Annotated in this window: 19 protein-coding genes; 17 read left to right on the top strand and 2 right to left on the bottom strand. The window is 62.0% G+C overall.

The features are described from left to right. Positions 1 to 94: 94 nt before the first annotated feature. The 12 genes from QRN54_RS25705 (at position 95) to QRN54_RS25650 (ending at position 14,850) form a co-directional block, all read left to right on the top strand. Positions 95 to 424 carry a hypothetical protein gene (locus QRN54_RS25705; protein WP_047269942.1) on the top strand — a complete coding sequence of 110 codons (330 nt, stop codon included), beginning with the start codon at positions 95 to 97 and terminating at the stop codon, positions 422 to 424. Beyond that, positions 421 to 1,530: a conjugal transfer protein gene (locus tag QRN54_RS25700; RefSeq protein WP_052959886.1), complete on the top strand. Its 1,110-nt coding sequence runs from the start codon at positions 421 to 423 to the stop codon at positions 1,528 to 1,530. Before QRN54_RS25705 ends, QRN54_RS25700 begins: the two co-directional genes overlap by 4 nt. A gap of 20 nt (positions 1,531 to 1,550) precedes the next feature. After that, positions 1,551 to 1,907, top strand: coding sequence for a hypothetical protein (locus QRN54_RS25695; protein WP_047269941.1), 357 nt, complete (start codon positions 1,551 to 1,553; stop codon positions 1,905 to 1,907). A 59-nt stretch (positions 1,908 to 1,966) separates the two neighbouring features. Then, entirely contained in the window at positions 1,967 to 2,611 is a 645-nt protein-coding gene (locus tag QRN54_RS25690; protein ID WP_052959883.1) for a hypothetical protein, read from the top strand. Continuing rightward, positions 2,611 to 5,151, top strand: a complete 2,541-nt coding sequence (locus tag QRN54_RS25685) for an ATP-binding protein (protein WP_047269940.1) — start codon at positions 2,611 to 2,613, stop codon at positions 5,149 to 5,151. Before QRN54_RS25690 ends, QRN54_RS25685 begins: the two co-directional genes overlap by 1 nt. Then, positions 5,148 to 7,388: a hypothetical protein gene (locus QRN54_RS25680; protein ID WP_052959880.1), complete on the top strand. Its 2,241-nt coding sequence runs from the start codon at positions 5,148 to 5,150 to the stop codon at positions 7,386 to 7,388. The genes QRN54_RS25685 and QRN54_RS25680 overlap by 4 nt, the downstream gene beginning before the upstream one ends. 6 nt (positions 7,389 to 7,394) lie before the next feature. Then, positions 7,395 to 9,038, top strand: coding sequence for a M23 family metallopeptidase (locus tag QRN54_RS25675; protein WP_052959878.1), 1,644 nt, complete (start codon positions 7,395 to 7,397; stop codon positions 9,036 to 9,038). 16 nt (positions 9,039 to 9,054) lie between these two features. Then, positions 9,055 to 9,663, top strand: a complete 609-nt coding sequence (locus QRN54_RS25670; protein ID WP_047269939.1) for a hypothetical protein — start codon at positions 9,055 to 9,057, stop codon at positions 9,661 to 9,663. A gap of 456 nt (positions 9,664 to 10,119) precedes the next feature. After that, positions 10,120 to 10,854, top strand: a complete 735-nt coding sequence (locus QRN54_RS25665; RefSeq protein ID WP_182262169.1) for a TnsA-like heteromeric transposase endonuclease subunit — start codon at positions 10,120 to 10,122, stop codon at positions 10,852 to 10,854. After that, on the top strand, positions 10,851 to 12,935 hold the full coding sequence (locus QRN54_RS25660) for a TnsB C-terminal domain-containing protein (protein WP_064075566.1): 2,085 nt from the start codon (positions 10,851 to 10,853) through the stop codon (positions 12,933 to 12,935). Before QRN54_RS25665 ends, QRN54_RS25660 begins: the two co-directional genes overlap by 4 nt. 5 nt (positions 12,936 to 12,940) lie before the next feature. Next, entirely contained in the window at positions 12,941 to 13,981 is a 1,041-nt protein-coding gene (locus QRN54_RS25655) for a TniB family NTP-binding protein (RefSeq protein ID WP_064233800.1), read from the top strand. Further along, positions 13,978 to 14,850 carry a TniQ family protein gene (locus QRN54_RS25650; RefSeq protein ID WP_064074700.1) on the top strand — a complete coding sequence of 291 codons (873 nt, stop codon included), beginning with the start codon at positions 13,978 to 13,980 and terminating at the stop codon, positions 14,848 to 14,850. The genes QRN54_RS25655 and QRN54_RS25650 overlap by 4 nt, the downstream gene beginning before the upstream one ends. Positions 14,851 to 15,064: 214 nt before the next feature. On the opposite strand, the gene QRN54_RS25645 is transcribed toward QRN54_RS25650, so the two are convergent. Continuing rightward, entirely contained in the window at positions 15,065 to 15,964 is a 900-nt protein-coding gene (locus QRN54_RS25645) for a site-specific integrase (RefSeq protein ID WP_285183387.1), read from the bottom strand. 126 nt (positions 15,965 to 16,090) lie between these two features. On the opposite strand from QRN54_RS25645, the gene QRN54_RS25640 reads away from it, so the two are divergent. Genes QRN54_RS25640 through QRN54_RS25620 form a run of 5 tightly spaced genes read left to right on the top strand, consistent with a single transcriptional unit; the run spans position 16,091 to position 18,343 of the window. Then, positions 16,091 to 16,456 (top strand): HNH endonuclease family protein, encoded by a 366-nt coding sequence (locus QRN54_RS25640; RefSeq protein ID WP_080961204.1) that lies wholly within the window; start codon positions 16,091 to 16,093, stop codon positions 16,454 to 16,456. A gap of 3 nt (positions 16,457 to 16,459) precedes the next feature. Beyond that, the gene (locus tag QRN54_RS25635; RefSeq protein WP_047270859.1) at positions 16,460 to 16,870 is read left to right on the top strand and encodes a hypothetical protein; all 411 of its coding nucleotides are present in this window, start codon (positions 16,460 to 16,462) and stop codon (positions 16,868 to 16,870) included. Positions 16,871 to 16,906: 36 nt separating this feature from the next. Beyond that, complete coding sequence (locus QRN54_RS25630) at positions 16,907 to 17,230, top strand: hypothetical protein (RefSeq protein ID WP_052959937.1); 324 nt, start codon at positions 16,907 to 16,909, stop codon at positions 17,228 to 17,230. A 32-nt stretch (positions 17,231 to 17,262) separates the two neighbouring features. Next, positions 17,263 to 18,156, top strand: coding sequence for a hypothetical protein (locus QRN54_RS25625; RefSeq protein ID WP_047270861.1), 894 nt, complete (start codon positions 17,263 to 17,265; stop codon positions 18,154 to 18,156). 13 nt (positions 18,157 to 18,169) lie between these two features. After that, positions 18,170 to 18,343, top strand: a complete 174-nt coding sequence (locus QRN54_RS25620) for a hypothetical protein (protein ID WP_155419214.1) — start codon at positions 18,170 to 18,172, stop codon at positions 18,341 to 18,343. Positions 18,344 to 19,031: 688 nt separating this feature from the next. Here the strand turns inward: QRN54_RS25620 and QRN54_RS25615 are convergent. Then, the gene (locus QRN54_RS25615; RefSeq protein ID WP_378374843.1) at positions 19,032 to 19,889 is read right to left on the bottom strand and encodes a phosphoadenosine phosphosulfate reductase domain-containing protein; all 858 of its coding nucleotides are present in this window, start codon (positions 19,887 to 19,889) and stop codon (positions 19,032 to 19,034) included. Positions 19,890 to 20,166 lie beyond the last annotated feature (277 nt).

Below are 20,166 nucleotides of genomic sequence, written 5' to 3'. Positions count from 1 at the left end.
CGCCGAGACCTGTCACAGCAATCCGAAAATCGAACCTCCTCTCTTGTAGAGGCCCTCGAAATTGCCGAGAGCCAGACGAGAGGAAGGACCTGACATGGCCGAGCCGGACCCGCAGGTGAGCACCGATCCATGGAGAGACCCGTTCACTCGTTTCAGTGGTGAATCAGACGATCTCGGTGGCCAGCTACGCGATGCAGGTCTGGTGTTCGCCGTACAGGAACAACTGCGGACCGCACTGTCGGAGCTTGCAGATCACCCCCTCAGTCCAGAGGCCGGCGCGCGGGTCCACTACCTGTTGGGCGAGCCTGCCGCTGGCGCACGTGCGGCGCTCGGTCGGATGAACACGAGCCGAAAGGCTGCAACACAACCGCCGACTCTGTCGATCGTCGCGCCGCTCATCGAGAGCGAAGGCAGCGCCTCATGAGTCGCTTCAAGGGGATGAAACGGAAGCCCCGCACGGACAAGGTCGCCGTCGAAGGCAGCGAATCGCAGAGCGAACAAGCGACGTGGGCGCGCACCCAGGATCGGAAGACGCAACTGGTCCGGTTCGGACTTTTCGGAGCCATCGGAGCTGGAGTGCTGGCACTCGTTCTCGTGTTGTCCGGGTTCACCGTGTCCTCGCCAACGGTGGTGAAACCGAAGTCCACGACATCTGTGAACACCGCTTCACAGGCACAGGCGGAAGACCTCGCGCAACAGTTCGTTGTGACGTGGCTTCAAGCGAAACGTGGTGCCGAAAAGTCGCTCGCACCATACGTTCGCTCGGAAGGAATCAAGCTCCCTGCGGAAGCGCTCTTCGTTGCCAGCGATGCGCGAATTGCAAGTGTCGAACTGCAACAAGCACCCGCGAAGTCTGCCGCAGCATCCGGAACTGGTGCGCCAACTACCGACAAGTCCGAGGTCTACTCCGTCATCGTCTCGGCCTCCGTGCGACAGGTGTCCGAACCCTCCGAAGCCGCGCAGAGACGCTTCTATTCAGTACCCGTTGTCGTCAACGACGGCCGGGCCCGTGCGGCATCAATCCCGTCACCTGTTCCGGCGCCTGCAACCGGGCCCGACGTGAATCTTGGCTACAAGTACCGCATTGTCGCCGGGCATCCGTCGAACACCGCAGTCCAACAGTTCCTCGCAGCTTTGACCGCAGGAACGGGAGAAATTTCGCGATACATCGCGCCAGGGACCTCCCTTCGGGCGATCAGCCCAGCCCCGTACAAGAGCGTCAAGGTCGTCGATCTCGTTTCCGATCGCGACTTCTCCGGTGAGGCAGCTGACAAAGCGCCGGCCGACGGAATCAAGATCCGAGTGCTCGCCACTGCCGAACTTTCGGTGACAGCTACCGAGTCGGTAACCGGCCAGTATCCACTCACTCTCACCTCACGAGGCGGCCGATGGGAGGTTTCCGCCATGGACCCCAGCCCGCTGCTTCCTGCCCCCGAACAGAACGCAGCAGCCAGCGGTGCGCCCTCTACTTCCGTTTCGACGACGCCCGCGAGCGCAACTGCTCCCACTTCAGCCACCCCCGTCAACTGACATCCACGAAAGGCATCCCGATGAGTACAGCAGCACTTCTCCTCGACCCGAACACTCACCTCTTGGCGGAAGGAATCCTCGAATGGACCAACACCAAAGCCACCGAAACGCAAGACACGATCCGAATCCTCACCGCCACCGGCGCCTGCGGGGGCGTCGCCTTCACCGCAGTCAAGAGCCGCTTCTCCATGGCTCCCATCCTGCTGTCCGGACTCGTTGCGGGACTCCTCGTGTGGATCGTCTGGAACGTCACCGAAGTCAAGGACAAGGTGGGCTCCGAACTCGATTCCATGGGTCACTCGATCGTCGTCGATGCACCCGAGCCGCGTGCTGACCTTCTCGGATTTCCGAACCTGCCAGACCCGCACGACATCTAACTCACCTCAGCCCTGAACGCAGCCAAACAGCGAGTCACCACGAAGGAGGTGCGAACGCCGTGAGCGAATCGGACCCGCAGTCAACGTCCCGAGAGGTCGTCAAGAACTACACCCGCGCACGAAAGTTCCCGCAGCTGCTCGGCATGACACCGGATGGAAAGAAGCTCCCCGGCGGTCCGTACAGCTACACACAGTTCGTCGGCGCCGGACTGGTAGCACTCGTGCTCTGGAAGACACCAGGAATCTGGGCGACAGGCTCGCTGATTCGCAACGTATTCGTCTTCCTCGCACTCGTCGGGGTCACTGCGTGGGGACTCGGCAAGCTCCCCATCGGCGGCAGGAATCCACTCTCCATGGTCGCCGGCGTGAGCAAAGCGCTCGGCTCGCCGGCACAAGCACCGAAAGTTTCCGGACCTTCACCGCGCAGGCCCCGAGTACACGCACTCGCAGGCATGGTGACCCTCGTGCCGGTGCCCTCGCTCGCGGCGCACCCCCTCGTCGAACACATCACCGAAGCTCGCCCGGTCCGCATGGAGCCCGAACCCGCGTCCATACCTGTTCAAGACCACACCCCCGAGCGCCGCCGAGTTTCACCACCGTCGATTCCTCGGCCTCCACTGGCCACCCAACCCGCTGCATCCACCAGCGTCCAGCGTCTTGTCGCCATGGCCGCCGCATCGCACAACACTCGAGAGAAGGCCTGATGCTTCAACCAATCACCGCTGTCGGAGGAAACCTTCGGTGGACGCGCTCAGGCACTGTCTGGGCAGACTTCATCCTGACCGGAATCGAATACGGCTACAGGCCCGCTGAGGACAAGAGCACTGCGCGGTCTATGCACAAGATGCTGCTGCGTGCTCTCGACGGAGAAGCGCTTCTGCTCGGAATCTGCGCCAGCCTCAATCCCGAGGCGGTAGTGGCGCGGATGGAAGAAGGAATCGATCTCGACGCACACCCACAGTGGGCTGCAGAGTGCGACGCCACCATTGAAACACTGGAAATGTTTCAACCTGGCAAGCGCATTTACTGGCTGTCCATTCCCCTCGCCAACAAGGGATGGAAGAACCAGGCGGCCGCGGCCTGGTCCGCTGCACGCACAACATTGACCGACTATCTCGGACTCCCGCGAACATCACTGGACCCCGAAGAAGTCGCCAGGCGGACAACGCAGGCAAACATGATCGCCGCCGACATTCCTGCCTACTTCCGTCCCACACCGGCGACGCCCGCACAGATGATCTGGTTGCATCAACACAGCCTTCAGCGCGGGCTTGGCCTGGATTCGGACGTTCCGCTTTCCTATTCTTCGATCGGCACGAAGCCGATGGCCGCATTTACTGCCGCACGGTTCGACGAAGGCGCCCAGACCGATCGCCCCAGCACTGGTTGGAAATCGAAGGCCCCGACATTGACGAAGGCCCTCAAAATCGATCAGCCGTGGACTCTCGAGGAACGGCCCGCGAACTACCAATGCCTATTGGCGTTGGCCGACACACCCTCCGGCAACACAGTCTTCCCCGGCTCCGAGTTTCTCGCCCTGGCCGATGCCATCGCCGGCGTCGACGTCGATTGGGGCATCAGACTTCACATACGCACCTCGGCAGAGGTGTCGAAGAAGAACAAGCGCGCCCTGATCAACCTGAACGAGCAGTTCAGCCAGCGCGAGGGCGAAGTGTCCCATGGGCACGGGGTACTCCACGCCGCAGCGGAGGACCTCGCCGAGTATGCCGCAAAAATGGATGCCGACAACATGGAAGTCGAAGTCCAGTCGACGACTATCTTCGCCATCGGGGCGCACACCGAAGAGGTCGCTCTCCGGGATGCGCGTCAACTCGCGAAGCTGTTCGAGCTATCCAGTTACAAGCTGGTCAGCCCTCTCGGATTCCAAGAGGAACTGTGGGGCGCACTCAACCCGGGAGTATCGACACCCTCCATCGTCAAAGAATTCGCTCAGATCACCACCTCCACCGATTTCTCCGCCTACGTGCCCTGCGTTCACAACGACTTGGGTGATTCGTCGGGTCCACTGCTCGCGTTGAACATCAGCTCGGCTCGGATCGGCGTGGTTCACCACGACGTCGCCAAGAAATCGGCGGCCGACATCTCGGGTTCCTTCGCAGCGGTCGGGTCGCTGGGATCAGGTAAGTCAGTTCTTCTCAAAGGGATCGGCGGAGCCTTCCACGATCGCGGAGGCAAGATCGTCGTCGTCGACCACACCGAGGTGGGGGAGTACGCCCGATGGGCCGCCACCATCGCCGAGGCTGTCATCGCGGATCTGTCTCATCCCAAGTGGAGCCTGGACCCACTGCGAATCTTCGGGCCCGACAAGGGCGCCGAGGTCGCGACATCCGTTCTGCTGCCACTCCTGCAGCTCCAGCCCGACGAGCCGCTGGGCGTCCTTCTCGGCACCGTCCTCGAACCTGCCTACCGCGGTGAGCACGGATTGCTCGGCGGCGGCCTCGGGGACATCCTCGATCACCTCCGCAGCGATGATTGCACCCTCGTTCAACGCATCGAGCTGGCCGACAAACTCGGCGTCTATGCCCGCAAGTCCTATGCAGCGGCCTTGTTCGAGAAGGGACTGCCGGCACTCGACATCACAGCGCAGGCAATCGTCTTCCGCACCCACACGGTCAAACTTCCCAGCCAGCAGGAAATCGTCCAGGAACACCTGTTCCGCCAGCTCGGGTTGGAGAAGCGCGTAGGCCGAGCCATGTATGCACTCATCGGTCTGATCGCCCGCGGGATCTGCTTCGCGAATCCGACTGAGCCCGCGATGTTCCTCGCCGACGAGTGCCACCGCATGACGCGCGCCGAGGAAGGCGTCGACATCGTCATCGACTTCCTCCGGGAGGGCCGCAAGGAGCAGGCATACATCGGGCTCGGATCGCAGGACCCGGACGAAGGTTTGGGCAATGAGACCTTGCGAGGCTTGATCCCTACGCGGTTCGCGATGCGCCAGACAGATGCCACGCTCGCTCGCCGGTCTCTTTCATTCGTCGGTCTGGATCCCAGCGATCCCGACATGTTCAAAGAACTCACCGAACAGACGTCCCCCGTTTCGGGCAAAGACCCGGCCACCGGCGCCGAATACGTCGAGCCTCATCGCCGCGGGGAGGGCTACATGCGCGACGCCTACGGCAACATCGGCCGAATCAAGGTGCTCATGCCGTCGGAGCCGAACCGTGCACACGCAACTCAGACGACGCCGGACAAGGCGCCCAAGGAGCTGATCGAGGCATGAACGCCACAGCAATGTCGCCTGCCGACACGTCCCGCACCGTCTTCTCTGTTCGCGCCGGCGTCAAGGCGGCATTGCTGTGGGTTCTCTGGTCATGGGTTCCTCAACCTGTGTGCTCAGCACTCGATCGCCGTACCAAGGGGCTGCGAGTGTGGTTGTGGGCAACGAAAATTCGGCGTGCAGTAGTCAGAACGGTCGTCGGTTGGCACTTAATCGGAACGGTCGCGGTCATTGCAGCTCTGCCCGCACATGCTGAAGACGGATCTCGATCGCCGGAGAACCGCTACTTCAACTTCATGCCGGTGAAGGACTCACACGGCATTTCCGTATGGCGGTATTACCTCTCGATCGACGAAGGTTCCGCTCGGCACCCCACCTACATGGCGTACTCCATCATCATCCAGATCCAGTTCGAGATCTATCGAGCGATCTCAGGGGCGGCGATCTGGTTCATCACCTGGAGCATGTCGTTCGACTGGCTTCCGAAAATCGTTGCACCCGTACGAACGCTCGGCGATGCGGTCACGTCGATCACCGGACAGTTCAACCTCACCACCACGTTTCTGACAGTGACGGCGGGCGTCGTTGCGATCTGGATTATCCGCGGACGCTGGTCGACCGGCATCTACGAGCTCATGATCTCCTGCGCGATCGCAGCGTTGGCCGTGGGTGTCCTTTCGAACCCGATCGAGCGCATCGCCGGCGAAGACGGGCTGATCATGCAGGGCCGCGACGCCGGCCTGCAGATCGCCGCGGGACTTGCCAACGACGGTGACATGAACTCGAGTCCCGACGAAATGATCAATGACATCGGAGCGGGCTTGGCGGACAGCTTCATTCGGCAACCCACCCAACTGCTGAACTTCGGAACAGTCATCGACAGCGACCCCTCTGCAGGCGCCGACTGCATCGAGGCGTGGGACTCGGCGCATGAAGACAAGAAGGGCAACGACAAAGACACTCTCAAGGACAACATCGCCGACTGCGACGGATCCGGCGCGAAAGACATGAAGGACTACGCCGACAACCCTGGACCATCCCAGGTCATCGGCGGCCTGATCCTCGTACCCGGCAGCTCGATCATCATGCTCTTCGCCTTCCTGTTCGCGGGGGCGATGTTGATGGCAGCAGCGGCAGCACTCGGGTCAGCAGTCAAAGCGATCCCCGCCCTCGTGTTCGGCATCTTGCCCGGAGCAGGCCGAGGATCGCTGCTGAAAACCGCCTCCACTGTCATCATGTCCATCTTGATCATGGTGTTCGCGGTGGTCTTCGTTGCGGCATATCTGCTGGTGGTGCGTTCGTTCTTCAATACGGAGAGCGGCGGGTTGATGGAGAAATTCGTCTTCGTCGACATCGTCCTGCTCGTCGGGCTGGTCATGTTCCGCCGAGGGATCAAACGTCTACGCAAGCTCTCCGACACCCTCGCACAGAAGATGGCCACCCGGCCCGGCGCAGCGCCCACCGCGATCAGCAAGTCGACTCCGGTCGCCAGCCCGATGCAGAACGCCGCAGCTGCAGCACAAGTCGGCCGGCAGGTCTACCAGGGTGGAAAAACGCTCGCCAAGCACGGCGCCAAGGCGGCCCGCCATGGCGCAACTGCAGCGAAGGCCACAGGCAGCGCAGCGCAAGCCGCCGGTGCGGCAACGGGTACAGCCGCAACCGGCGGGGTTGCTGCGGCTTACTTCGTCGGTAAAGCAGCAGTCGCAGGTGTGAAAGCGGTCAAGAACAAGCGTGCCGCCGGCAAGGACGTCGAGCCGGCCGAGAAAGCCGAGACGAAGGGAAAGGACTCCACTGCGACTGCCGCAGCGCTCGCGGCAGGGCAGAAGGGCAAGGACGCCGCGAAATCGGCAGTGTCTTCAGCGACCGCAGCGGCGGCATCGAAGGTCGCCGGTGTCCCGGTATCCACTGGTGCACCGCGTCCGCGCCGGGACCAGGTGGCCAAGCCTGGAATCAAGAAGCCGGTCAGCAACGCACCCGTCTCCACTGCCTCTCGGCCCGCTCGCGGCGACCGAGGTGGAGCAACACCGAAGACCACCAACGTCGGGCGAGACACCTTCCGCGAGTACCGCACGAGCAATGGTTCGCCGATCTTGTTGCCGGAACCCAAGAAGAGCTCTACCCGCCGAACCTCGGAGTCACCGGCGACCAACGAGTCCTCGGCGGTGCCTCGGGTTTCGCCGTCCACAGCTCGCCCGCAACCGTCCGAGTTGGTACGGCCCTCCCGACGCTCCGCCGGGTAGGCGGCAATGAACTACAAGCACTGGATCGCGATCGCTCTCGTTCCAGTAATGGGCGCTGTCATGATCGTCGCCGTCCCGATCATGATGCTGCTCCGCAGCGGGTCGGATGCCTCGACAAGTTGCGGCGGGCCTGCAGTCACGGCGCCTGCCGGCGCCGAAGTGGCACCGACCGACCCCTCCGTTCTCGCCGGAAAACAAACGGAGATCGTCCGCACGATCATTGCCGTCGGCGAACAGATGGGCTTCTCCGATCAAGGCATCATCGTCGCGCTCTCCACCGCCTCTCAAGAATCCGGATTCAAGAACTACGCGAACGACGGAACCGGCATCTTGGCAGCCGATCAAATGGATGTCGCCAAGTCGTTGAACTACCCGCACGACGCGGTCGGCAACGATCACGGCAGCGTCAATCCATTGCAACAACAGTATCCGTGGTGGGGAACGATGGACGAGCTGATGAACCCGCAGATCGCCGCGGTCAAGTTCTACGAAGCTCTCAAAAAGGTTCCCGGCTGGGAATCGTTGCCGGTCACCGTTGCCGCGCAGAAGGTGCAAGTTTCGCTGTACCCCGATGCCTACGCCGACGACGAGATCATCGCTCGCCGTCTGTACGCGGAGAACAAAGGCGCAAGCAAAGACGCACCCGCGCTGCCCCCGCAATACGACAAGCCGGTCTCCGGCGGACCGCAGGACGTGGGCGACAGCCCGGTCAACGTAGGCGACAGTTTCGAGCTCGACGTTGCCGACGTCCTGTGCGGCGGCGGCGCGGCAATGGACTGCGCACCGACCAACAACCCTGCGGAAAAGGGACTCACGCCAGACGCCCTCCGAGTGATGCGGTGCATCACCGAAACCTTTGGAGAACGGCCCTGGGCGAACATCGGAGATCGCCCGTCGGGCGTCGACCGGGATCATCAAGAAGGTCGCGCCGTCGACGCGATGATGACCGAGGGCGACGACGACTACCGCACACCCGCCGGCCGGGCCAAGGGCGACGCGATCGCGGACTTTGTCGTCAAGAACGCCGACGCCTTGGGCGTCAAGTACGTCATCTGGTATGAGAAAATCTGGACACGAAGCCAGGACGCAGTAGGGCAACCAGGAAGTTGGGGACCCTACGACTACCCCCTCGGAGGAAACAGCACCGACACCGTCGCCCACCGCGACCATGTGCACGTCAGCGTCTACGGCAATGCCGCGATCGCCGCGCCCGGTGCCGGCGCGATCGGTGACGGAAACGCGCGGCTACCCGTCGACCCAGGCAAATACACGATCACCTCCGGCTACGGCTACCGCTCCAACCCAACAGGAACGGGCGGGCAGATGCATGCCGGTCTCGACTTCGGAGCAGCCTCCGGGACCCCGATTTTCGCTGTGACAGGAGGAACCGTCACACAAGCGAGCAACGTCGGCGATGGCTACGGGAACTGTGTTGTCATCACCACCGGCAACACTGAGACCCGATACGCACACCAAGTCGACGGCGCAATCAAAGTCAAGGTCGGAGACCAAGTGAGCGCGGGAACGGAAATCGGTGGAGTCGGCACAACCGGAGACTCCACCGGCGACCACTTGCACTTCGAGGTTCGGGTGGACGGCAAGAGCACTGATCCGATGCCGTATCTGCAAGCCATGGGCCTGACCCCCTGAAAGAGAGAAGCACGTGATGTCATTGCCACCGCTGGGAAACCCCGATGACCAGGAATTCTCCGAGGAGAATGAACCCACCGAGCAGAAGCAACCACCACGCTCACAGGTGGTCATTGCCGGACTACGCCGACATCGATTCGCGGTCGTTGCCATAGCTCTGATCAGCGGATTTCTGCTCTACACGCTGGTCATCGATCGACCAGATGACTCCTCGACGCCTTCGGAGACACCCACCACGACATACGTGGCGGAGGCTCCTCCTACCGAGGCGGAAGAAGACCACGGTGACGGCACAGACGCCGACCACAACACCCCGATGGGAGTGGCCGGCCAGTACCGGGTGGTCGCCCGCGGCTTCGCGCAAGACTTCACCACACCCGGCGCTGACTGGTTCGACCGTGTGAGCAGGTGGGTGACACCTCATCTGGCGCAGGGCTACGCGAGCACAGATGTCCGTCGGGTGCAGCCGGCGCAACTGGTTGACCTCACCGAATACTCCACCGGAGCTTCTGTTTCGGACTTCATCGCCACCTACGACACCGGACTCGAACTGGCGATTCGAGTGGAGTACAGCTCCACAGGTTGGCAGGTCAGTACCTGCCAGCCGATGAAAACTGCGTACTGATCATTCGCTGAACATTCCAACAAGAAGGCCGAGACCGCATCCGATGGATGTGGCCTCGGCCTTTTCTCGTGTCTTCACAGACTTGCCGTTGACGGTCGATTGGAAGGCGTCTGTAAGGGGGTCATGCGGATCTGACCGTGAGAGAGATTGTGTGTTGACGCAGTTGTGGCAATAGCGCAATATAGCCCCGGGCTGGGGGGATGCGCTCCGTCCTTAGACTCGCAAGCTCGTCACGTCGGAGCGTACCTCCCCTGTCAAGGGGGTGTCCACCGGAAACCTTTCATGTCCTGGCTCATTGCATCTGATGCGAACTGTCCTGGCTCATTGCATCTGATGCGAACTCAGTGAATCTGATCTTTTAGTACGCCAATGTGATGCGGACTCAGTGCATCTGATGCCAATGTGTCATGAGCGCTGCCCACATCAGGTTGGTTGCGGACGGACGGGAGCGCGGAATTGTCGGTCGGACTGCACGCTGTTGAGGACGCATTCGAAATCGGCTTCGTCGGCTCGGACGGGGCACAGGTTCGGTGTTCGCTGGCGGACGCGGTGGCGGTGCGGTTCGAACGGGTTCCGCCGATCCGATCGATTCCGTCATATCAGGGACAGCGGCACAATCCTGGCTTGTACTGGTCGGCGACGGTGTCGGCGCATGTGGAGTATGAGTCGTGGTTGGAGCGCGACGAGGCACTGGCGCTGGACTTCGATCCCGACGTCGTGGGGATCGCGGCGCAACCGTTCTGGCTGTTCTGGCGCGATGGGCAAAGGAGTCGATCACATGCACCGGATTTCTTCGCCCGCCGCGCCGACGGCACCGGGGTAGTGACCGATTGTCGACCTGCGGCACGGATCAAGCTACGGGATGAGGTCGCGTTCGCTGCGACCGCGCGGGCATGCGCGTCGATGGGCTGGGTTTATCGGCGAGTGAGCGAGCACGATCGGGTCTGGTTGGCGAACGTGCAGTGGCTGGCCGGGTATCGACATCCTCGTCACCGCGTGGAATCGACAGCGGCGACATTGGTGGCGGCGTTCGCAAAACCTCAGCCGCTGATCGGCGGCGCGCGTTCGGCAGGCGATCCGGTGGCCGTATTGCCGGTTCTGCATCACCTGTTGTGGTCGAAGGAGCTGATGGTGGATCTGTCACAGCGGTTGGAGTCGATGTCGATTGTATCGGTGGCGGCGGCGAGATGACGAAGCTGCTGAAGGTCGGAGACCGCATATTTTTCGACGACGACGAGCATCTGGTGGTGGCACTGTCCGGTGTACGGGTGAGGTTGGAAGCGGCAGATGGGACCGCGTCGGTGGTTCTGGTGTCGCATCTGGTGGACTCGCCGGGGTTCGCAATCCTCGGCCAGTCCGACGCCGGGTTCGGGTCGGGTGGACTGGCTGGGCAGAGCCTCGCCGACGTTCCTGCTAATGCCACCGAGCGAGCTCGTGACTGGGAACGACACGTCGTCGAGGTCCAAACCGGGTTGCCGCCCGGAGCGGATCCAGGAGCCACTCCTCGACCCGAGTACGACCCGGCGCGGACCACCATTCGCCAGCGCGAGGCAGCCAAGGCCGCCGAATTGACTGCAGCGGGGTTCCCGACCAGCGCGATCACGGTTCAGCGGATGCGCAGCCGCTATCGTTCCGGCGGCGTGCGCGGGCTGGTCGACGGCAGGGTGACACGGCCGTCGTCGACCTATCGGCGCACTGACGAGCGCGTGGTGGCAGCGGTCCTGGATGCGTTGGACGGGGAAACGAAACGGTCCACCGGAACCCGGGATCGACTGCGCCGGCAGGTAGAAATGCTTCTGGTGCAACGGCACGGTGACGGGGCGGTCGCGATGCCGTCGAAGGCGACATTCAACCGGTTGGTGACAGCGCTGTCGACGGGACAGCACACGTTCGGTTCGGCGAAGACGCGGCGATCCGCGGCGAATCGGCCGACCGGCCCCTTCACCGCGACATGGGCGTCGCGGCCGGGACAACACGTTCAGATCGACACGACACCCTTGGACGTGTTGGCAGTCTTCGACGACGGGAGCGCCCGACGAGTCGAGTTGACCGCAGCGGTCGATGTCGCAACGCGCACGATCGCGGCGGGAGTGCTCCGCCCGGTCGGTACCAAGGCTGTGGATGCATCCATGCTGCTGGCGCGGATGCTGGTACCTGAGCCGATGCGCCCGGGTTGGGCAGAGACGTTGCGGATGTCGGTGTCGCGGTTGCCGTATCGCAGTCTGGCCGACATCGACATCCGTATGGAGCAGGCTGCGGCGAAACCGGTAATCGTCCCGGAGACGATCGGCTGCGACCGCGGAAAGGTCTACCTGTCCGAAACGTTCCTGCGGTCATGTCAGACGCTGGGCATGTCGGTTCAGCCGTCCCATCCGCGCACGCCGACCGACAACAGCGTGATCGAGCGGACATTTTCCTCGATCAACACCCTGTTCTGCCAGTATGTCGCCGGTTACGTCGGCCGCGATGTCGGCCGCCGCGGCGCGCATGTCGAGGACGAAGCTGCGTGGTCGTTGGCGCAACTGCAGGATCTGTTCGACGAGTGGGTGATTCACTGGCAGCGCCGTCCACACGACGGGCTGCGCAGTCCCGACAGCGGTCAGGCGGTGTCACCGAACGAGATGTACGCGGTGCTGGTCAGCGCCGCAGGCTATCTGCCGTTGATGCTCAGCGGTGAGGACTACATCGAACTGCTGCCTTCGCAATGGCGCGCCATCAACGATTACGGGGTGCGCCTCGACCGGCGCACGTACGACGATCGCGGGTTCAATCCCTATCGCCGCCAGCATTCCGGTGTCACCGCGCACAACGGGGCTTGGGAAGTCCGCTACGACCCGTACGACCTGTCGCAGGTGTTCGTTCGTAACCACTACGAAGGTGGTTGGATCCGAGCGACCTGGACGCATCTGCCGATGGTGTCGGCTCCGTTCGCGGACTTTACCTGGCGTCACGCCCGCCAGATCGTCGCCGACGCCGGGCCGACAGCTGAACCGGTGGAGACCGCGACCGCGCGGGCGCTGGCGGATCTGCTGGATCGCGCGTCCGCGGGCCCGGATACGCAGTCGGCGGCCAGGACCAAGGCTGATCGCAAGGTGGCGGCACGTACCCGGGCTGCGGCACCTGAGCGAGCCACTGTCGTGCCGGTCGATCTGCGTGTGCTCGACGGTGGTGACGACTTCGACGAGGACAGCGGCGGTGATGAAGGCGAGCTGGGCACTGTGATCCCGTTCGGTGTCTTCGATGCCGCCGCGGAGGCCGAGAGGTGGCTGTGACCAGCATGAGTGAATTCGACCCGCCACCGGACGCCCCACTGACCACCAAGGAGGGCTGGAATCGCTGGGTTGGCCGTGACCGCTCTGCGCCTGAGCTGCGCGGAGATTGGTGCGAGCTGGCACCGTCCGAACGCGCCGACTACGACGACACCCGGCTGGACTACCACTCCGAACTGATCGTGGTGAACACCCCTGCCATCCAGGACATCACGAAAACCGTTCGGCGGCTGTTGATTCTCAATCGCCGCCAGATATCGGCTCGGCGCGGGCTGATCGTCACCGGCGGCGCGGGTACGGGCAAGACCACCGCGTTGACCCAGTTGGGGCTGGCCCATGAGCTTCGAACGCGTTTGCGCAATCCGGTTCGGGGGACACGGATTCCGGTCGTCTACATCACCTTGCCCCCGGCTGCGACTGCGCGCATGGTCGCGGTCGAATTCGCGCGGTTCCTCGGTCTCCCGGTCACGGGCCGCGCCAATCTCACCGACATCACTAATTCCGTCTGCGCGGTCCTCTGCGACGTCGGCTGCGATCTGGTCCTCGTCGATGAGATCCACAACATTTCGCTGACCACCCGAGCGGGTGCAGAGGTCTCCGATCAACTGAAATACTTCTCCGAGCGCATCCCGGCGACATTCGTCTACGCCGGAATCGACGTCGAACATGCAGGCTTGTTTTCCGGCATCCGCGGCCGCCAGATCGCCGGCCGCTTCGCCACTATTTCCACCCACCCGTTCGCCTACGGCAGCACCGCGCAGCGCGAACACTGGCGCGCTCTCATCGTCACACTCGAGCAAGCGCTCCGCCTGCATCGGCACAAACCCGGCACCCTCGCCCGTCAGGGCCAATATCTCTACCAGCGCACCAACGGCATGCTCGGGAGCCTGTCCCACCTCATCCGGGGAGCTGCCATCGACGCAATCCTCGATGGCAGCGAGAAGGTCACCAAAGCTCATCTCGACGCCCAGCGACTCGACCGCGCCGCCAACATTCAGCCGGAGTTGGCTCCCGGCAAGGGTTCGGCCAAGCGAAGTGGCGTTGCATGACCTCTCGGCGGCGCCTGAGCGGGCAAGCGCGCCCGCTGCCCATTCCCATCCCGCCCTCGATGAACGAGACGATCGAGTCCTACCTACGCAGACTCGCCGTCGTCAACCACATCAGCAACGACGCACTGAAGCGTCACCTCGGGCTCGACCCCACGCGGCTGGGATTACGCATCCGGCTCGGTAACCTCGCCAGGCTCGTCGCCATCACCGGTTATTCACGCGAGCAGCTCACACGCACGCTTCCTCAGTTGTCGAACTGGCACACCGACTCTGCCCGCTTCGCGGACTGGCCGCGACCGGCCTGCCCTGCCTGCACGAACCGTCACCGAGGTGGCCCAGTGACCCGCTACTACCCGTCGTACGTCCATGCCTGCCCGATGCACCAGATCTGGTTCAGCGGTGGGCAATTCGATCGCGGCCGCGTGCTCGATGTCAGCGACACACCAGCAGTCCTGGCCGCTCATTCCAGACATCGGCGCTTGGCGCAACGACGCGGACCGCAACCGACCCAATACGCCTTCGACGTCGCTCGCGGAGTGTGGAACAACCTCGTCTCATTTCCCGCGTGCAGCGGCGTCAAGGAAAGACTCGGCATCCTCCAGCCGAATGCGAGGCGGTTCATCGCCCTCGACGACTGCGAATATTTGGCGGCGAGCTACCCCAACGTCGTCAACACCGCCGCATTGCTGGTCTCACCGCACTGGCGGCGGGTCGCTTCCAGACAGCACACATGCAATCTGTTCCTCACCGAACTCGGATGGCGGACAAGCGGCGAACGGCATCCCTACTGGCCACAGGGCAAAAGCGACCCCATCGTGAAATGGATCGAGGGTCTCACCCGGGCCAGCATCGACTGGAACATGCTCTGACCACTGTCGACTTGACTTGTTGCACTAGAGAGCAGCTTGCCGGCGTGTCTGATGCCGCCATCGCCTGAAAATGAGACAGAAATCGGACATTGTGGGGTTGCGAAAGTCGAATGCAAACAAATTGATATCAATTCTGGCACCATTCATTGATGCTGCGGGCGGGCCTGGGCGCGATCCGAAGTATTCACGGCTTACGCGAGGTTCGCAGACAGACCTATGCGCAGACTGAACCCGGCCTCTTCTCCGGATGCGACATCGACTTGTGGCGCAACCGCTTCGAGGCGATGGCAGATCCGAATAGACTACGAATGTAGTCGGCGTAGAGCCGGTCGAGCCGCGACCCGATGTGGACCTCGCGTTCCCCGGACTTGGCGGACAGGCCGTACGGGTGTGGCCTGCTCACGATCGCGACCCGGGCGCTCTTGCCGCCGATCCCGGTGTTCCAGTCGCGGTGCTCCAACGAGAGGGCTTCGCCGATCCGCATGCCCGATTCCGCCAGGACTGCCCACAGGAACCGATATCGCAGGTCACCTCTCCACTCCTCGAGTGTTGGGTCGTAGGTGGCCTCGGCGCCTTGGAGGGCGTCGATCGTGGTCGGCGCCAGAACCGGGATGGCCTTGCGGGCGGCGCGGATTCGGATGGCGGCGCGCTTCTGTGGCGCTCGCCTGGCCACGTGCTCGAGGAACGAGAGGTAGCGGCCGGATCGGACGTGGGCTTGCTTCCACAGGAACGGCGCAGCGTCTGTTCCGCTGTCGGCTTGGTAGCGGTAGAAACTCATCACTGCGCGCATGCGGAGATTCACCGTGCTGTCGCTGAGCGTCGGTCGGGGGCGGAGTTCGCGGATCGGCGAGTCCTGCTCGCCGTAGCGCAGGGCCGAGATGAAGTCGCCGAAGTCGTGCAGCTTCACCGCATCCCACGACGTGCCGGTCACTTCCAGGAACGACCACCACTGGGCCAGGCTCTGTGCGTAGGCGCGGGTGGTGTTCGGCCGGAAGTCGATTTGCCGCCCGTACTCGAGGTAGGCCTCGACCGGCTCAACGAGACCGAACGATCTGTCGATCACCGTCCAGGTCGTTGTACCGTCGTTGAGAGTGACACGTTGCGCTGTAGCCATCAGCCCGCTCCCGTTCGTCTGAAGTCGAAGCTACGCCCGGCGCTGCCTAATTCGAGGCACCCGAACGGCGCGTGTCTGCGGTGTCATCGGCGTACTTCGCTACCTGCAGATAACACCGTCGCCCACATGTCCCGAATCTGTGGAAGGAAGCTCAGGATGATGTCAACGGCACTAACTACTAGCTACGGATTACACGTGTATCCCCTTGCCCGAGCATGGAAAATGGGTGCTTCGAAGTGGACTGTCGATAAACGAATCCAGTTTGCCAACGACATCGACCGCAACCTGATGGCCGTGGACGGATCCACGAACGGTAAGAAATCCGACAAAGGGCTCGATGAATGGATGCCCCCCAATGCTGCGTACGGATGCGAGTATGCGGCACGCTATTTGACAGTCGCCCGCGACTACGCGCTGAGCGTCACCACCGGTGACCTCCACAGCGCTTCACTTGCGTGCGGACTGGATCCGGCGATAACCAAGGAGAAATGACAGATGAGCCCCACACCGACCAACAAGAAGGCCGTGGACACAGCACGCAAGAGTGCTGAGGCCCTGGCCCACAAGGCGCTTCAGGCGCGGGTATCGCTTGTCGGCGCAATTGGTGAGGCGCAGGCCTCTGCGCAGGAGATACTTGATCAGCGCGAGGTTCTTCTTGCCAAGCATGCCCAGGAACTCGACGTGCTCGACGCAGAACACGCAGATGCGGAAGAGAAGATCAAAACCGCATACGACACAGCCGTTTCGGGTGGCTGGACCGCACGTGAACTTACAGAGATGGGCTATTCGGCGCCGAAGAAGAAGAAACCGCGCCGGCAGAAGCCGGCCGCTGCCGAAACACCGCAGCCGGCCACCCCGCCGAGTCATACCGGTGAACAGCCCAGCGGTACCGATCACAACGACTAAATCGCCTGCCAGCTTTGCAGAACAGAGGAGTTCACGATGGACCACAACTCGCCGCTCGACATCGATTCGGTTGTACGTGTCCTCCCTGCCTGCACCAGCTGCGAGCTCGAAAAGCAAGCTGGCGTCGAGGTGACTTACGTCCGGCCGGCGCAGTGGGCTCTCACATTGAGAGACTGCTGCGCCGGATGGACCCCGAGTCCGCACCTGGTGTGCCACATCCATTTCGTGGAATTGCTCACTCAACATCTCCCCGCCCAATGTGTGGTGTGCGGAAGAATCAGCCGGAACATCTCCGATGTCCTCGACACTGCGATGACGTTGGGAACTCAAGTCCCCACTCCGCACCGCAAAACTGCGTGATCGGACCCCATTCGAGGAAGTAGACCCCGCTTATGTCTCGCAGTTACACCAGATCGAGCCCAGACGGCGTATCCGGTGTCGTGGACGTCGACGGCGGAAACTCGAATGTGGCGACGAAAAAGCAAGCTCTTGTCATTCCCGAGGAGCGATATGCGGAGCGAGAGAAGGAAAGAGCATCCGCTCGGAACCTTGACTCGGCAACCGAAGGTATGAGTCTGACCCGAGCTTCCAAGGATCTCAATCGTGCTTTTCCTCGCCCGGGCACCGCCCCGATCACCGATGCACGATTGCGCCGAAACTTGCCTGGCGAGATCGAACTCCGCAAGAACTTGAGTTCGAGACAACGCAAAGCGCGCTCGGTGGCCAAACGTGCTGTTCTCGACGCGATGCCGGGGACACAACACCGCGCGTTACACGCGTTGGTGTCTGACCCGAAGACATGGGAGTCGACGAACGCCGCCCTGTCGAGAGTTAACGGCGACGCGGTCATGCTCGACGACAAACAACGAAAAGAGGTCCAGCGAATCGACCGTGCGATCCAATCTGCGGAATCGAAAACAGGGCGAGGCCATCTGGTCTACACCGAAGTCACCATGCCTCATCCAGTGGCCGGACAGCATGATTGGCCATCGAATTTGCAACCAGGGGCAGTGATTTCTTTTGACCGCTTCACAGCCGGCACACACACGCTTCACGAACTGGACGCTCATCGAGGCCCCAACGACGTTGCCTTCGAGATCGAAACGAGCCGTGGCATGTACCTCGGCCAGTCTGACAGCGGGAACAACACCTCGCACGTGCTTCCTCGAGGAATGCATGTCGAAGTAGTCGCTGTGCACAACGCGCCGTACGAACGACCCGGTCTGCCGCCCGGCGAACGAATCGTCGTGCAACTACGCGAGATCACAACGCCCGACACGACTTAGAAAGAAGCTGATCATGGGTTACACCGACGCACAAGGCCGCCCCGAAATATTTATGCACCCCGACATTTTGGCTGGCAAGTCGACGTTCAACATCGTTGAATCGGCTTCGGAGGATCTGTCGACCGCGGACGCCGACAACAATGACGTTGTTGGCGAAAAGAAAAATCGGAGGTCACCTAAAAGGTGATGCCTCCGACTCTCACTGTGCAATCTCAGTGCCCAGATCTTAACTGCAGAGACAGTCAGAATGCAACTGAAAAGTCCACGTGCACAAAGTAATCAAGCGCAACGGAGAAGGTACTGATGAAGCGACATTCCACCAGACGCTGCACCATCGCGATAGCAGCAATGATTGTGGCTGCAGTCGCAGGGTGCACTGATTCGGGATCCGAGAGCGAGTCGTCAGCGGCAAGAACCGCCAGCGAAGCATCCCGCTCGTCAACCTCTACCGCAGCGCCGGGCCAGGCTGGTGCGACGTCTGCCCGAGGACAAGCGGGGATCACAGACGGAACCCTCGATCCTTCCCCGACACAGCCCGGTATCGCGTCACCAGTTCAGCCCGAAATTTCATCGCCTGTAGCCGCATCGGCCGGCGACACATGCGGGACAGTCATCCCCCACGAGACAGGCGCTGTTCAGCCGGTAATCGTCCTAACCGGGTCCATCGAGTGCGCGACCGCATTGGCAGTCAGTGAGCGATACCTCAACGATGCGTCGGTGGCGAGTGAAGGTCAGGGGCGGTTCGCAACAATCGACGGGTGGCACTGCAACTGGCCGTATGTGGACGGCCGATCCCACGCGGAGTCCTATCTCCAATGCACTGATGCGGCCCAAAACTCGTTCCAGATCGGCGAATAGATCACATGCGCAGGCAATTAGACGTACTCGCGGATGCGAGGAAGGACATCCGCGATTTCCTCGAACAACGTCGGCCATCCCCGCCGTAACCACGTAGCCCGACCTTGTTCGAGGAAATGACCGTCCACGAGATGACTGACCCGCAAATTTGCTTCTGAAACGCCGAGACCACGCATTTTGTCGTAGATCGGGTTGGCAGGAAGTTCACGTCGAGCGATATACCCCCAGACATCGTCGCGGGTCCAATCCCACACCGGCCCGTACGCGCGTGTTTTGTCCGCGCGCGCAATCGATCCTCCATGAGCCCGGCGTTGTTCGGCTTTAGTGGCACAACATGATCGGCAACTTCGTTCAATTTCGAGCGCGAGATTGCTGTAATAAAGAGACCATCTACCAGTGCCTTTAGCAGATTCGTCCGCGCGCACACCCCACATCTCGCCTGGACCGTGGTCGGTGTGCGCGCGCCGAGAAGGCTCCGCAATCAACGCGTCCTGCAAAGAAGCGGACGGCGAGTGGTCACCTGCACGGCTGCCGTGCTGCCAACCGCCGTCGCTGGCGAGGATTTCCAGGAGCGACGGCTCTGCCGCATAAACCTGAAAGTTCAACTTCCATTCCTGCGCGATCTGTTGCACGAATTCGTACGTCTCGGGAAACTCCGCTCCCGAGTCGAAGAAGACGACGGGAACATTCGGCTCCACCGAAAGTGCGAGGTGGAGCACAACGAGAGAATCCTTGCCGCCGGAGAATGCGACATAGCCGTCATTGTCTTCCAGGTGCGCAGCGATTCTTGTCCGTATTGACGCCAGATCGTGCCGCGCCGGACGAAAGCTGTTGAGAACAGCCATATTCAGGCCATCCGGCGTTGCGGTCATCATGGGTCCTTTCGTGAGACTTTCAACTGTATCGACGCTATGCATCTCAGAGCGAACGTGTATTTGTGAACGAATCTCAGAGCCCGCGGCAGGTATTGACCTGTTCGTCGTGTATCTACTCGGTGATACGTTCGCGGAAATCGTCCAAAACGAATTTCGACGAAAGTGGGGGACCATGCCTAGTGAACAGGGTAATCGCAATCCGGAATTGCCACCGTGGCTCGATGCCAGCGCAGATAACGGTGAGAAGGCGCCGGACACAGACAGTCATCATCAAGTA

This window comes from Rhodococcus sp. MEB032, from assembly GCF_030208925.1.
Taxonomy (GTDB): Bacteria; Actinomycetota; Actinomycetes; order Mycobacteriales; family Mycobacteriaceae; genus Rhodococcus_F; species Rhodococcus_F qingshengii.
Note: the sequence above shows the minus strand (reverse complement) of the source record. Positions and strands in the feature narration are given on the sequence as shown.

Excerpts from the sequence above, each read along its gene's own strand:
- QRN54_RS25705 (WP_047269942.1), top strand. The coding sequence starts at position 95 with ATGGCCGAGCCGGACCCGCAGGTGAGCACCGATCCATGGAGAGACCCG.
- QRN54_RS25620 (WP_155419214.1), top strand. The coding sequence starts at position 18,170 with ATGGGTTACACCGACGCACAAGGCCGCCCCGAAATATTTATGCACCCC.
- QRN54_RS25670 (WP_047269939.1), top strand. The coding sequence starts at position 9,055 with ATGTCATTGCCACCGCTGGGAAACCCCGATGACCAGGAATTCTCCGAG.
- QRN54_RS25695 (WP_047269941.1), top strand. The coding sequence starts at position 1,551 with ATGAGTACAGCAGCACTTCTCCTCGACCCGAACACTCACCTCTTGGCG.
- QRN54_RS25675 (WP_052959878.1), top strand. The coding sequence starts at position 7,395 with ATGAACTACAAGCACTGGATCGCGATCGCTCTCGTTCCAGTAATGGGC.
- QRN54_RS25630 (WP_052959937.1), top strand. The coding sequence starts at position 16,907 with ATGGACCACAACTCGCCGCTCGACATCGATTCGGTTGTACGTGTCCTC.
- QRN54_RS25685 (WP_047269940.1), top strand. The coding sequence starts at position 2,611 with ATGCTTCAACCAATCACCGCTGTCGGAGGAAACCTTCGGTGGACGCGC.
- QRN54_RS25655 (WP_064233800.1), top strand. The coding sequence starts at position 12,941 with ATGAGTGAATTCGACCCGCCACCGGACGCCCCACTGACCACCAAGGAG.
- QRN54_RS25700 (WP_052959886.1), top strand. The coding sequence starts at position 421 with ATGAGTCGCTTCAAGGGGATGAAACGGAAGCCCCGCACGGACAAGGTC.
- QRN54_RS25640 (WP_080961204.1), top strand. The coding sequence starts at position 16,091 with ATGTCCCGAATCTGTGGAAGGAAGCTCAGGATGATGTCAACGGCACTA.
- QRN54_RS25635 (WP_047270859.1), top strand. The coding sequence starts at position 16,460 with ATGAGCCCCACACCGACCAACAAGAAGGCCGTGGACACAGCACGCAAG.
- QRN54_RS25650 (WP_064074700.1), top strand. The coding sequence starts at position 13,978 with ATGACCTCTCGGCGGCGCCTGAGCGGGCAAGCGCGCCCGCTGCCCATT.
- QRN54_RS25625 (WP_047270861.1), top strand. The coding sequence starts at position 17,263 with ATGTCTCGCAGTTACACCAGATCGAGCCCAGACGGCGTATCCGGTGTC.
- QRN54_RS25680 (WP_052959880.1), top strand. The coding sequence starts at position 5,148 with ATGAACGCCACAGCAATGTCGCCTGCCGACACGTCCCGCACCGTCTTC.
- QRN54_RS25615 (WP_378374843.1), bottom strand. The coding sequence starts at position 19,889 with ATGATGACCGCAACGCCGGATGGCCTGAATATGGCTGTTCTCAACAGC.
- QRN54_RS25660 (WP_064075566.1), top strand. The coding sequence starts at position 10,851 with ATGACGAAGCTGCTGAAGGTCGGAGACCGCATATTTTTCGACGACGAC.
- QRN54_RS25645 (WP_285183387.1), bottom strand. The coding sequence starts at position 15,964 with ATGGCTACAGCGCAACGTGTCACTCTCAACGACGGTACAACGACCTGG.